At 43.7% G+C, this 14134-nt stretch carries 12 protein-coding genes; 5 read left to right on the top strand and 7 right to left on the bottom strand.

Annotation, left to right across the window (positions count from 1 at the left end; translation table 11 throughout):
- Positions 1–4 precede the first annotated feature (4 nt).
- A complete protein-coding gene (locus DXN04_RS08240; protein ID WP_116852850.1) occupies positions 5–670 on the top strand; it encodes a hypothetical protein in 666 nt (221 codons plus the stop codon).
- Here DXN04_RS08240 and DXN04_RS08245 read toward each other — a convergent pair.
- Positions 648–2753, bottom strand: a complete 2106-nt coding sequence (locus DXN04_RS08245; protein ID WP_116852851.1) for a TonB-dependent receptor — start codon at positions 2751–2753, stop codon at positions 648–650. The two genes, DXN04_RS08240 and DXN04_RS08245, sit on opposite strands and share 23 nt — an antisense overlap.
- Before the next feature lie 130 nt (positions 2754–2883).
- Here DXN04_RS08245 and DXN04_RS08250 point away from each other — a divergent pair, with 130 nt between their 5' ends.
- Positions 2884–3510, top strand: a complete 627-nt coding sequence (locus DXN04_RS08250) for an SCO family protein (protein ID WP_116852852.1) — start codon at positions 2884–2886, stop codon at positions 3508–3510.
- 2 nt (positions 3511–3512) lie between these two features.
- A complete protein-coding gene (locus tag DXN04_RS08255; protein WP_116852853.1) occupies positions 3513–3941 on the top strand; it encodes a Fur family transcriptional regulator in 429 nt (142 codons plus the stop codon).
- 36 nt (positions 3942–3977) lie between these two features.
- Here the strand turns inward: DXN04_RS08255 and DXN04_RS08260 are convergent, their stop codons facing one another.
- From DXN04_RS08260 to DXN04_RS08270, 3 genes are all read right to left on the bottom strand, one after another.
- The gene (locus DXN04_RS08260) at positions 3978–5699 is read right to left on the bottom strand and encodes a M3 family oligoendopeptidase (protein WP_116852854.1); all 1722 of its coding nucleotides are present in this window, start codon (positions 5697–5699) and stop codon (positions 3978–3980) included.
- A gap of 325 nt (positions 5700–6024) precedes the next feature.
- Positions 6025–6675 (bottom strand): DUF5606 family protein, encoded by a 651-nt coding sequence (locus DXN04_RS35585; RefSeq protein ID WP_116852855.1) that lies wholly within the window; start codon positions 6673–6675, stop codon positions 6025–6027.
- 154 nt (positions 6676–6829) lie between these two features.
- Positions 6830–8284, bottom strand: a complete 1455-nt coding sequence (locus DXN04_RS08270; RefSeq protein ID WP_116852856.1) for a lamin tail domain-containing protein — start codon at positions 8282–8284, stop codon at positions 6830–6832.
- A gap of 124 nt (positions 8285–8408) precedes the next feature.
- On the opposite strand from DXN04_RS08270, the gene DXN04_RS08275 reads away from it, so the two are divergent.
- Complete coding sequence (locus DXN04_RS08275) at positions 8409–9398, top strand: aspartate-semialdehyde dehydrogenase (protein ID WP_116852857.1); 990 nt, start codon at positions 8409–8411, stop codon at positions 9396–9398.
- A 288-nt stretch (positions 9399–9686) separates the two neighbouring features.
- The gene (locus tag DXN04_RS08280; RefSeq protein WP_143708839.1) at positions 9687–9938 is read left to right on the top strand and encodes a hypothetical protein; all 252 of its coding nucleotides are present in this window, start codon (positions 9687–9689) and stop codon (positions 9936–9938) included.
- A 315-nt stretch (positions 9939–10253) separates the two neighbouring features.
- Here DXN04_RS08280 and DXN04_RS08285 read toward each other — a convergent pair whose 3' ends face one another.
- The 3 genes from DXN04_RS08285 to DXN04_RS08295 all read right to left on the bottom strand — a co-directional run bounded on the left by DXN04_RS08285 (position 10254) and on the right by DXN04_RS08295 (position 13793).
- On the bottom strand, positions 10254–10919 hold the full coding sequence (locus tag DXN04_RS08285) for a DUF2461 domain-containing protein (RefSeq protein WP_116852858.1): 666 nt from the start codon (positions 10917–10919) through the stop codon (positions 10254–10256).
- Positions 10920–11078: 159 nt separating this feature from the next.
- A complete protein-coding gene (locus DXN04_RS08290) occupies positions 11079–12158 on the bottom strand; it encodes a porin (RefSeq protein ID WP_116852859.1) in 1080 nt (359 codons plus the stop codon).
- Between the two features lie 252 nt (positions 12159–12410).
- Positions 12411–13793, bottom strand: coding sequence for an ammonium transporter (locus DXN04_RS08295; RefSeq protein ID WP_116852860.1), 1383 nt, complete (start codon positions 13791–13793; stop codon positions 12411–12413).
- Positions 13794–14134 lie beyond the last annotated feature (341 nt).

A 14134-nucleotide genomic window follows, 5' to 3' on the forward strand; every position in this document is an offset into this window, starting at 1 on the left:
CTTTATGAAACAACCACTGCTTGTTACATGCCTGTTATTACTGAGCACGGTTTATTCGTTTGCCCAGGATAGCAAATCCCCCTTTCGCAGGTCTACCTACATTAAGGTAAACCCTACTACTCTCATTAATGAACTGGATATATCAATTGAACAGGAACTCAGCGAAAAGCTGAGCCTTGAATTAGGTGTAGCCGGGATCTATACTGATTATCCCGATTACATCCTGTCTAAGAAAATTGACATCGGACAGAAGAAACCGGACATCAGTACCGAACAGTTTGTAGATGGGAGAGGCCTGGGATTCAGGGCCGGGCTGCGGTGGTACCTGTTTTCTGCAAGAGATGGTTTATACAGGGCCATGGGTACCTACTTCGAACCTGTCTTAATATATAAGAAGGTATTCTACCCTAACGAGGATATAGACATCAACGACAATAAATATAAACGCTCTGCCACCAAGGATGTATACGCCTTCCAGATCCTCCTGGGCCGGCAGATCACGAAAGATAAAATCGTCTTTGACCCATACATCGGCCTGGGGATCCGTACTAAAGTCTACCGCTACCAGAATTTTTCAGATAATAATGGAGCGACCCAGACGAATGATGGCAGACTGGTAAGCGTACTGCCAAGCATTCAGCTGGGAATTAAAATTGGACTGAAACTTTAACACTGCAATTTCTACCTATATTATATATACCTGATCGCCCATTCGGTAAGGCAGTGTAATACTCGAAATATTTTAACCGGTTCATGTTTGCCTGGTACACGGTGTTCAGCACATTGTCTACCTGGAAAAACAGGTCGAACCTTTTGGCGATTGTAGCCCCTGCTCCCAGGTTCAATAATACATATCCATCCGTGGCCGTCTCGGTATGGTCTACTGCATAAAAGTGGTTTTGCTTTGCGTAGCCGTCTATTTCCACCCTGCCATACATCTTTGGGAACACCGCTTTCCATTCTGAACGTGCATGGAGTGGTGGAATGAAAGGCAGGTATTTCGCCTGCTCACCATGTTCCCGGATGAGTGCATTGTTTTGATTTAAACCCAGGGTATAAGCAAGGCTATTGTTAATTTTTAACCAGCTGATCCCCCTGGGATGGAGATTAACGGTGAATTCTCCACCATAAAGCCTGGCTTTGGATTGCTGGTATTGGTAAGTCGCATTTCCGGGTACGATCACTACATCGCTCAGGCGGGCCTGGTAAATGTAGTTGGTGATATTATTATTAAACAGTTCTATGCTAATGTCCACATCCCCCAGGTACGCCAGAAAGCCAAGATCTTCCTGCAGACTGAACTCCGGATTAAAGCTGCGGTTTCCTAAATACACAATGTGCGCACCGGGATCAAGGCCATTTGATCCGATCTCTGTAATGTTCGGTGCACGGTAGCCCCTGGCGATGTTGGCTTTCAGCAGCAGGCGCTCGCTGAGATTGTAAGTAGCGCCCACACTGCCGGAGATTCCATTATAACCATGGGCAAAAGCGGTAAACTGCCGGAAATCGTCCCAATGTATATTCCGATGGTCATACCTTATGCCGCCGGAAAGGTCTACCGGCCCGAAAGACTTTCTCAGAAAATAAAAAGCACCAATGTCAAAGAGGTTGTAGTCAGGAATCGGGAAGTCGGTGGCATTCTGACTACGGTTCGTTTGATACATTCCATTCGCGCCGATCGTCATTTCTACATTATTAATGGTGGGAAAGTTGTAGCGAAAATCGTAGTTCAGGGTATTTAATATTAAGTCCAGCCCAGGTTGTTTTGGTTCAAGCGGGTGATTGTATTCCTGGCGAACACTTTGCTGGAGGGCGATGGATGAAAGGAAGTTCCCGATTTTGGTGCGGTTATATAATCTATAATGCCGGATGTGCTGGTGTAGGTCAGCAATCGAATAAGTTTTTAACAGGTGATCAGGTACCACAGGACGGTTTTTGATATCATCGTTCTCACCTTCCGCCACCTGGATCGTGAATTTGCGGGTAAGGGAGTCCCGGCTACCATCAGGAATCTCCTGGAGGTTATTATATAAGGTTGTGGCGAGGAGGGAGTAGCCCCATTTTTTATCTATCCTGGCCATAGCGGTACCATTCAGTTCGCGGAAGGCGGTGCCGTAGACATAGCCATCCACGGCGTTCCGGTAGTTATGGGCCATTTTGCTACTGAGTCTGAACGCATAATGCCAGTCATTTTTATGATAGGAGAGGCCGAGGGAGGATCCAATCATACCATTGTTGGATTGGTATTCGGTCAGAAAGTTGCCTTTAAGTTTGCCATCTTCCCCGCCAGGCAGGTCAGGGATCATGTTGACTACACCTGCCAGGGCATCGGAGCCGTAAGTGAGACTTGCAGGGCCTTTTACGACTTCAGCACGACCTATGCCATATTGGTCTACTTCTATTCCATGTTCATCACCCCATTGCTGGCCTTCCTGCCGCACACCGTCATATAAGGTAAGCACCCTGTTATACCCCAGGCCCCTGATAAAAGGCTTGGAGATATTGGGACCGGTGGTTACGGCAGACACCCCGGGAATAGATTTGGTGATTGCGTCGATGAGGTTGGTATTGAGATGGGTCGACATCTCTTTTTTAGTCAGGATAGATATGGGCACCGGGTTCTTCCGGACCGTCGTGGCCCGGGTCACACCTGTCACAATTACCTCGTTCAGGTGAGCGGTCTGGATAGAATCTGTTTGGGCAAAAGCAGCCATGCTACAGAGTATGAACACTGCTGTAAGTAGTCGGAACATGTATGTTTTATTTTCACGAAAGTATTTTTTAATTTTTTATTACAAAGAAATAATTTTTAGGCTAGCCTAAATTATAGGGTAATAAAGAAAACCCCTACCTTTGCATTATACAAATAACAGATCGGCGATTATGTCTAAGAAGAACGTCTTTTTAATCACCTTTTTCGTGCTATTGGCAATAGCTTTTATGGGATACTCCGGCTATGTGATCAAAGGAGAGCAGGGTGATTTTTTTGGCAGGGAAAAACTGCCAGTGCTGGGAACCAATGGCCATATTGTAGGCGGCTTTTCATTTACCAACCAGGAAGGCCGTACCATCACAGCCCAGGATGTGGAAGGCAAAATATACGTAGCAGAATACTTTTTCACCACCTGTACCGGCATCTGTCCTAAGATGAACAAGAACATGGAGAAAGTATATGCTAAATATAAAAACGAACCTAAGTTCAGAATCCTTTCCCATACTGTAGATCCTGAAAATGATAGTATTCCTGTCCTGAAGAAATATGCTGAAGAGCATGGGGCAGATCCATCCAACTGGTGGTTCCTGACCGGTTCTAAAAAAGAGCTCTATAAACTGGCGAGACAGGGTTATCTTGTTGATGACGGTACCTATGCCGGCGACGAAGATTTTGTGCATACACAATGGTTCGCGCTCGTAGACGGTCAGGGTCGCATCAGGGGATTATACGAAGGCACGAAAGCTACTGATGTAGACAAGCTGATCACAGACATTGACAGGCTGCTAAAGGAATAATTATGGACATCACGCACAAAACACATATCACGGAGCTGCTGAAAGCGAGCAAGCTTAGCATAACAGATACGCGGTTAAAGATTCTGGAGCTGTTCATGGAGAGTAACGGCGCACTGGAACATAGTAGTTTTGAAAAGCTGGCCGGCCAGTCTTTTGACCGTGTCACCGTATATCGTACATTACAAACTTTTCTTGATAAGGGATTAATTCATACGATTCCTACTACCGATACCAGCATCAGGTATGCATTGTGCAAATCTGATTGTTCTGAACATGATCATCATGATCACCATATTCACTTCAGGTGTGAGAATTGTGGTACTACCATTTGCCTGGATGATACGGAGATACCGGTGATACAGCTACCGAAGGGCTATGCAGCGCATAATGTAGATGTGGTGGTGAGTGGGGTTTGTAAGGAATGTAAATAATTAAAAAGGCTCGCCATTCAGCGAGCCTTTTTTTATTTAGATCTTTTCTATTTCGGCCTGTACAAAGTCAGCCAGCTCTTTCACATAAGCAGGGGAGAAGTCGAACTTAATTCCCGCCGCCTTATACAGTTCAGGCAATGTCCTGGTACTACCCAGGCTCAGGGCCTTCACATAATTATCCAGTGCCTGCTGCTTATTCTCTTTATACTGTTTCCACATCGCGATCGCACCCAGTTGTGCAATACCATACTCTATATAATAGAAAGGCACTTCGAACAGGTGTAACTGGCGTTGCCAGCTGGCTGCTCTGAATTCTTCCAGTCCTGTAAAGTCAACGGTGTGTGTTGAGAACTCTTCCAGGATATCTACCCAGGCAGCAGTACGTTCTTCCACGGTATGTTGCGGGTGTTCGTATACCCAGTGCTGGAATTTATCGATGGTAGCAATCCATGGGAAGATCACGATAGCTCTTTCCAGTTGCTGCAACTTAGCACGGCGCAGTTCGTCAGGATTACTGAAGAAGATATTCCAGTGATCCATGGTGAAGAGTTCCATGCTCATGCTTGCCACTTCGGCGATTTCCATCGGGTATTCCTTGAAGAAGCTCAGTTTGAGGTTATGGCTCAGGAAGGAGTGAACGGCGTGGCCACCTTCGTGTACCATGGTGGTCAGGTCCTTCATTTGGCCGGCAGCGTTCATGAAGATGAAAGGCACGCCGGTTTCAGCCAGTGGGCAATTGTAACCTCCCGGTGCTTTTCCTTTACGGCTTTCCAGGTCCAGGCGGCCCATTTTCTGCATGACGCGGAGACAGTTGCCAAAGAAAGGTCCCAGTTCGTCGAAAGTTTCAATCGCTTTATTGATCAGTTCTTCGCCGGTATGGAAGGGTTCCAGCGGTTTTACGCCTGCTGGTTCTGCTTCGCCATCCCATGGTCTCAGTACATCCAGTCCCAGTTTCTGGCGTTGTTTTTCCTGGAAGTTCTTCACCAGTGGCAGGATATGTTCTTTTACGGCTGCGTGGAACTGGAAACAATCTTCCTTGGTATAATCGAAGCGACCCAGGTCTTCGAATTTGTAATCGCGGTAGTTGGCGAAACCTGCATTTTTTGCTACCTGGTCACGCTTTTGCACCAGGGCGGTGTACAGCTGGTCCAGCTGATCCTTGTCCTGGAGGCGGCGTTCGCTGGTTTTGCGGTATACTTCTTCCCTGAGGGCTCGGTCGCTGCTTTCGAGGAAGCGGGCAGCCTGCTGCAGGGTATATTCCTGGCCATTTACATTGATGGTCATTTTACCAACGATGGGGCCGTATTGCTGGGACTGTACGCTTAGTTCGGCCAGGAGGGGTACGTTTTCTTCACGGAACAGTTTTACCTGTTTCTTTACGCTACGGAGGTAGGTAGCATACAGGTCCTGGTCCAGCTGGCTCAGGTATTCGCTGGCCAGCAGTTTCTTGTTCAGCGCATCAGTATAAGGTTGCAGCTGAGGTTGTATTTCCATGCAGAAGTAGGCGAAAGCCTCTTCCAGAGACTTGTCGGTGGTATCGCAGGTCATGCGGATCTGCCGCCAGGCGGCATCTTCACTGATGACTGCGTCGAGTTCGCTGATGTCTTTCAGCCATTTTTCCAAAGCAGCCACACTATCTACCGGTCTTGCCAGCAACTCGTCAAAATATGGCTTCAATGCTTCCCAGGTCGTTACCTTAAAATCTTCGGGTAAGAGTGTACGGGGCTGTTTATCAATGTTTGCGTCTAAAGTCTTCATTTTACTAAAATAAGAAATTAATGTCAGAGGAATATGCTGGCTATAGCCGGAATCTTATGCTAACGGGTCACTAACAGGTCACTAACAGGGCACTTTAAGGGCACTTCATTATCCAGGGGATAATGAGGTGACCTTATGGTGATATATTGGTGACGAATTAGTGTGCTAATCATTTTGGATTTCGAATATAGCTGAGTCGAACAAGCGTCGAAGAAGCATCGAACAAAAGGTGGACTATAGGTGGACTTATAGCAATAAAAATGCCTGACGGAAAACGCGATTTGCGCTTTCCGCCAGGCAATATTTTATCCTGAAAGGAATTAAATTATTCCTCTGTCTTCTTTTTCTTAGGAGCGGCCTTCTTTTTAGGTGCTTCTTCGCCTTCAGCAGCAGGAGTTTCTTCTTTCTTTGCCTTAGTTGCTTTTTTAGGTTTAGCAGCTGGTGCTTCTTCACTTTCATCAGCAGGAGTTTCTTCCTTAGCTGCAGCTTTCTTTGGCTTAGCTGCCTTTTTAGCAGGTTTTGCTGCTTCTTCTTCAACTACTGCAGTTTCGGCAGCTACTTCTTCAGCAGGTGCTTCTTCTGCCTGCTCGTCGAATTTCAGCAGGTCATTATTCTTGAGGATGGTATACCATTTTACCATCTTCTTCATATCGCTCACATACACCCTTTCTTCATCGAATTCAGGGAATACGCTTTTGAAGTAAGCTTTGATCGCATTATTGTCAGCCTTAGCATCCACCAGGGCAGTTTTACCATCTTGCTCCTGCATAGCTTTGAATACTTCTGCCAGGTTTACGTTTTCACCTGTAGTAAATACTTCAATGCTTTCCAGGGGGGTAAAATTATGGATGCGCGAACTCACAAAACGCGTACTCTTGTCTTCCAGAGATCTTACAATGGCACCATCCTGTTTGCTGGCGATCAACTGAAATAAACCGCCCAAACCGGTTACTGCAACTATTTCTCTATACTGCATGTTCAAATTTTTAAGAAGCGCAAATATAAAAAATCGTTTCTATCCGACAAATTGATCCTTCCTATACTTTAATTTTCTTCTAACTGATCAACTTCCCTGACTAATTATATATTAAAAAATTATTTGCTTTTAGCAACTAAAAAAGTTGACAAAATCAGGTATTTTTTGGTTTTGCCACTACCAGCGGGAGCTTCCAGCGCTGCACATCTCCTTCAGAATGAATTAGTGACGCGAACACCACATATATACCAGTAGGGGCTATATTGTGTGCATCATCTGTACCATCCCAGGTAAAAAAACCTTTTGCAGGCAATAAAAAATGATTGCAAATGGTTTTGACTAACCTGCCTGCAGCATTATATATAGATATATCAGCTACAAATCCGGGGGCAGGCAGTGCATAATTGATCACGGCTACATCATCCCTTCCATCATTATCAGGAGAAAACACTTCGGGAGTCAGGGTCAACTTACCGGGCAAATCTACTGCACCTAACTGCTGGGAATTTGCAATACCTGGTGTCGCAAACCCCACCGTTGAGGAGGCAGAATGCCAGTTAGAAATTTGTTGAGTGGGTGCATTTACGTTCAGTCTTTCCAGCGATACACCTTTTGTATTTTTCGCCATAGGAAAATGCATCGCATCAGAATAATGTAAGGCATCGAGAGTGTCACCACTTTTATCTGTTATTAATACATTGCCACTATCATTTGTCAATGCAGGTAATGACATCTTATATACATGCATACAATTATATTGTAGTTGCAGGGCATCGGGATCAGTGGTGAATGCAGCATATGCACCGGTTTCCAGGGTACCGGACGGAAATGCGACAGGATCTGTGAGACCACCGTTTGGCTTACTTCTCCTAAAAGATAATTGTGACAGTGAAACGGGTGATATACCATTATTATATAGCTCTATAAATTCGACATCACCATCGTATAATATTTCATTGATCAGTACATTCATTTTTTGAGGGGTACCGACTATTACATCATCGAAAAGATGTTTGTTCACAAATGAAACCGTGGATTGCCTGACTGCAAATCCCATGATGGTTCCATTGGTATACATACTATCTATAGCTGTACCTTCGGTGACATCATTCACTGTGAGAGTCCATTCATAGTCTTCATTTCGTGTCACTTTTACATTTAATATATTAGTTGTATGGTCAGTGGTGCCATCTCTGCCATCTATGAGTAGAAGGGGAGTTGCATGTGGATCTTTCCTGTAAAAGCACACTTCATCTTTCGTGTTACCTACTCTTACAAAATACCCGCTGAGCAAGGAATCCAGGAGATTGCGTTTATCGGCACCGAGATATACATCTACATAGTTTAAAGATGAAGTATTGAAGTTGAGTTGCATCCACCATTGCCATTCGTTTGCTGTGGGTGGGGATGTAATTGCGGATATATAGAAATTACTATTAATCTGTCCGAAGTTGCTTTTCAATTGTCCATTTTGAATTATCCATGCGGAATCGGTGCCACGCCATCGCGTAGCGTCTTTCATATCCTGGTAATTAAAATATTCTTCGAACTGGGCGTGAGCAGAAAGGGCATGCAAAAGCATGCAAACACAAACAATGGGATACCTCATTTATTAACAATTTACTAATGACAAGTGTCTAAATTTAGTGATTTTCTATGATTCATAGACCTACATTGAAAACCGATAAGGTTGTAGTAAATTTGCATCTCCAAAAAATTAAAATGTAAATACAATGAAAGTTGCCGTAGTAGGAGCTACCGGACTGGTAGGCTCAAAAATGTTACAGGTGTTAACGGAAAGGAATTTTCCGGTTACAGAACTCATTCCAGTTGCATCTGAGAAGTCAGTAGGTAAGGAAGTAACATTTAAGGGCAAGCAGTATAAGGTAGTCAGTGCAGATACGGCAATTGCCATGAAGCCTGCAGTTGCACTGTTTTCCGCAGGTGGCAGTACTTCACTGGAGTGGGCACCAAAATTTGCTGAAGCAGGTATTACTGTTATTGACAACTCTTCTGCATGGAGAATGGATCCTACCAAGAAACTGGTGGTACCAGAGATCAATGGTAAGACACTGACTCCTGAAGATAAGATCATTGCTAACCCAAACTGTTCTACTATTCAGATGGTGCTGGCATTGAACCCGCTGCATGAGAAGTATAAAATCAATCGTGTAGTGGTATCTACCTATCAGTCAGTGACAGGTACTGGTGTAAAAGCAGTAGAGCAGCTGATGAATGAGCGTAAAGGTGTAGAAGGTCCTAAGGCTTATGCTCACCAGATTGACTTGAATGTGATACCACAGATCGATGTGTTCCTCGATAACGGATACACGAAAGAGGAGATGAAGATGGTGAAAGAGACTGTAAAGATCATGGGCGATAGTAACATTCGTGTCACTGCTACAACTGTACGTATCCCTGTAATGGGTGGTCATAGTGAATCTGTGAACGTTGCATTCGATAATGAGTATGAATTGAGTGATGTACGCAGCATTTTGGAGAAAACACCGGGAATAATAGTAGTAGATGATCCTGCTAATGCTAAGTATCCGATGCCAAAAGACGCACATGAGAGAGATGAGGTGTTTGTAGGTCGCCTGCGTCGTGATGAGACCCAGGAGAAGACTTTAAACATGTGGATTGTCGCAGACAATTTGCGTAAAGGCGCAGCAACCAACGCAGTGCAAATAGCAGAATTTTTACATGCACAGAAATGGATCTAGTCCATACGTCCATGATATTCGTAAACGTATATACGTTATAACATAAACAATTGAGAGCAAGTGACCTATCACTTGCTCTTTTTGTATCAATTAGTATTATTCTGATGAGAAATTTGTATCACCGAAACAAAAATTACACAGAAGTAGTATTGATTAATGGAGGATAAAATTCAATTTTGGTATTAATAATCCTATGCCAACTTACTTCTCCGAAAAAAGTTCAAACTTAAAGAAAGTAAGGTGCTGACAGAACTAAAATTCACAAATCCGTAAACACCCTTAAGTCCTATGAAAACCAACGCCAATCGTGAGCTTTTATTGATGCACAAATTTACTGAGGAGTGGAGCAACAACTTTTCTTCACAGGTATCACGCATCATGAACATTGTGGATCAACATGATACACTGGATGGCATTATCCCAATCATTGAGGTAGCCAACGTGTATAACCAGCGTTTTGCACACACTAAAACAGACAAAGAAAACCTGTTGAAGAACCGTAAGGCAAGACCGTTTGAGTTCCTGATCCACAAAAACTAGCCAGCAAGGAGCTTGTCCCGTATTTATCTGTTGGTCTTTTTAACATGTGTAAGCCCCGGGTTTACATATCCGGCAGATAGGACTACAGACAAGTTATTTTGTGATGGAGATTGTCTGAGAAATCGAAGAGTGTATTGTAGAGTTAGTTGATTGCCTGTGCCCCGAGTCTTGCACAGGGTAAGTATTTTTTGTCCTACTGAAGTTGGTGATGCGTACGGAAAAGGGCTGACTAAAAAGCAACAGAGAGTCATTGCACAGGAGTGCATCAAACATAGCTTTTTAGTCAGCCCGGAGATTGGGTTGTAGTTGGCACCATTATTCCAGGTCCAGCGCCCGATCCATGAATTTCACAAAAGGCTGCATGACAGCAAAGATTTTCAGAATTTCTCTAACAAGAGCAGGCTGTAAGGCTGCATCGTCTGTGATGTGGTGCCATACGGTGAAGCTTTTTAGTTTCAGGTAAGCTATAGCTGGATTATCCGGCTGGTATCCCTGCGGCACGGTTTTGAGTGCTTCCCCCTCTATTTTACCAAAATAGCGGATGAAATCCTTATTGGATATAATCTGCTGGAACTCCTCAAAATTGTAGTCTATTTCCTGTCTTACTTTCTTTAATACCGGCGCTTCGGGCATCCAGAGGCCGCCGCCGGCGAAGCTGTTTCCGCCTGGTTCCAGATGGAAATAATAGCCCGGACGGGGTGTTTTGCGACCACCTGGTGCAAATGCTGCCCCCATATTGGTCTTATAAGGTGTCTTATCTTTTGAGAACCTTACATCTTTGTATATACGGAATGTACAGTCCTTCACCTGTAGTCCGATCAATACCGGATCCTGTTTACACAGGCCATCCAGGATCTGCTGGACCACACTTTCAAAGTCAGATTTCGCCTGCTGATAGTCCCCTTTATGGTCGTCGAACCATGGCTTATTGTTATTCTTGCTGAGTGATTTCAAAAATTTCAACGTGGTGGGCTGTAACATGCATCAGATTTTGTACACAAAATATAAAATAGCTTTTAGAGGTAGTATATCATTTTGAATTTATTTAGGCGGGTCACAAGCACTCACCCGAATCAACCACATAATGATTGATTCGGGTGTTTTTTTTGGAACAGCTATTTAAATGGACAAAATCTCCTTTTAAAAATGATAAGTTGCGGCTACCAAAACGTTAGGTGATGTGCTTACAGGGGCACCATCATGTTTGTTAAAAATATCTACTGAGGCTTTGTCGAGTCTGAATTCAGGGATAATAGTGAGATTACCTACTTTATAATTTACAGAAATGGTGCCTGCCATTACGTGGCCACCGTCTGTACCGGCAAATGTTTTCAGGGCATCTGCATCATCAAAATACTCACCTCTCAGGGTCAGGCCGATTGTCTTGTTGAAATCGATGTTCATATACAGTGCGGATCCCCACCATTTGGCTGAGTTATCGATAGCTTCTTTTTCGCGCGTGTTTTTATAGGTGCTTACGGTACCATTGTAGCCAAAGCCGATGACATCACTCACATTGTAGAGGGCTACAAAATCCAGTTGATGGTTCTGAACACCGGCGGTGTCGCGGCCTTCGAGGTAGTTCAGGTATAATTTGAGGGGAGTGGTGTTGGCGCTGTAACCAATCTGTGCACCGATATACTTACTGTTTGACCAGGAGGCCGATTTAAAATCGGTGGGATTGAAAATACCCAGCATAGCGGTGAGGTGTTCGTTGATCGTGATGTCTGCTTTTACACCGGTATTGAAGAAAGGTCCATTGCTGAACATATAGCTCATGCTGTAGTTCCTGTTCTGATAGGCATCTACGAGTTCATAGCCGATGTGTGTAGCAAAGCTACCCATGCTGATTTTCAGTTTATCCAGTACCTGGTAACTGAGGTAGAGTTGTTTGACGGCCATTTCCATACTTCCCTTATCACCGGGATGATCATTGTATGAAAACTCTGCAGCTCTTCTGCCAAAGCCAAGATCAGCAACGATGCTACCTTTCTGAAAACTATGTTCTGCTTTCAGTGAGAACATACCGAGTTCAAAACTATTCTGCGAATTAGTGAAGCTTGTCTTATTGTCTGTGTTGTTACCGTTGAAATTATACTTGTAATAAACATCTGCGGAACCTGAGATATTCACTAAAGGGCTTTTGGTAGAATCCACCGTTTGGGAATAGGCAAAAGAAATCTGGCTGGCAGCGAAGGCTGCCAAAAAAAGTTTTTTCATGCAGTAAAATTTGGATGATAAAAGGAGTGTGCTAAATCTGCGTGGTTGCTGCTTTCAAACGATAGGACCGATAAGGCAATAAAAAAGAATAGCTAATAATTAACCTCGGGAAGGAAAATTTTTACACGAAACAAATAAGAAATTGGTTGATAAAATATGCTGGTTGATAAAATGATACTATCTACAATTTCCCGTGTTAATTATTAGCTATTCTAAATGTTTTGGGTATTCAAACTCACTATATAATCTTCATTAATCTATTACTGGCTCTTCCTTGAGTGTACCGTTGTCGTATACACTCATCATGTGTGGATGGTAGCTTTCGTTGTGCTGTGAAGCATCCAGACCCAGTGCTTCCTCTTCTTCGCTTACACGGAGTGGGTGGATAGCATCAATCAGTTTGAAGATGGCGAAAGATACGATGAAGCTGTATGCTACTACGATAGACAGACCGATGAACTGAGTTTTGAACAGGTCGAAGTTACCATAGAACCAACCATCTACTACGTTCACTGCTTTGGTAGCGAATACGCCGGTGAGCAGCATACCAACCATACCACCGATACCGTGACAAGGGAATACATCCAGTGTATCGTCGATAGCGGTTTTAGATTTATAGTGAACCATCATGTTGGAAATGATTGCAGCGATGAAGCCCATAAAGATACTCTGTGGGATTCCTACAAAACCTGCAGCAGGCGTGATTGCTACCAGACCAACTACGGCACCGATACAGAAACCGAGTGCAGATGCTTTACGGCCACGAACCACATCGAAGAAGATCCATGACAGGCCAGCGGCAGCAGCAGCAGTGTTAGTAGTAGCGAAAGCAGATGCAGCCAGACCATTTGCAGCTACAGCAGAACCGGCGTTGAAACCGAACCAGCCGAACCACAGTAAACCAGTACCTAAGAGTACAAATGGAATGTTTGCCGGTTGCAGTTCTTTCTTTTCAATATGATCCTTACGGCGTTTCAGTACCAGGGCACCAGCCAGCGCAGCACAACCAGCAGAGATGTGTACAACAGTACCACCTGCAAAGTCAATTACACCGAGCTTGAAGAGGAAACCTTCCGGATGCCATGTCCAGTGTGCAATTGGACAATACACCAGTAAGCTGAAAAGCACCATAAATAATACGTAAGATGTAAACCTGATCCTTTCTGCGGTAGCACCTACTACGAGCGCAGGAGTGATGATCGCAAATTTCAGCTGGAAAAGCGCGAACAACAGTAAAGGAATGGTTGGAGCAGCGGCCCATGGGGCGCTGGAAGATACTCCCTTGAAGAACAGGAAGGTGGTTGGATCACCGATGAATCCATGGTAAGACTTACCAAATGACAGGCTGAAACCTACAGCTACCCATAATATACTGATCAGGCCCGTAGCTATGAAGCTCTGCATCATAGTGGAGATCACGTTTTTGCGGTTTACCATACCACCGTAGAAAAATGACAAACCAGGTGTCATGAAAAATACCAGGCAGGTTGATACCAGAATCCACGCGATGTCACCATAATTGTATTTTCCCTCAGGATCTGTAAAAAGCGGCTCGTTTTTAACGAATAAACCAAATATTGCCACTAGTCCCAGAAAAATAAAGGGTAAATAGTCTTGAAATGATGTTTTCTTCATAGCAATGCGATTTTAAATTTCTTCAATAAAAGTATGAATAAATTTAAATCATCAAATAGAGGGGTTCAAAAATAGAAATGATCGAATAAATAGGGGTGAAAATGGGGCAAATGCTAAGTATATTATAATAAATAATAATATCAATAATGATTTTCGTCATTCTTTGAGTGGAAGAAGCGGCAATGCTAAAATATAATCTACTGAAATACAATTATTTATCTGGTACTTAAGTAGGAATTAACGATTTTCTAACAATAGGGTTTTGAGTATTACAGCATTTAGAGCAGAAGGCTTACAAATAATTGTTATTTAATAATATAGATATTAATTACTTTTTGTTG

It is taken from the genome of Chitinophaga silvisoli (genome assembly GCF_003412465.1).
Taxonomy (GTDB): Bacteria; Bacteroidota; Bacteroidia; order Chitinophagales; family Chitinophagaceae; genus Chitinophaga; species Chitinophaga silvisoli.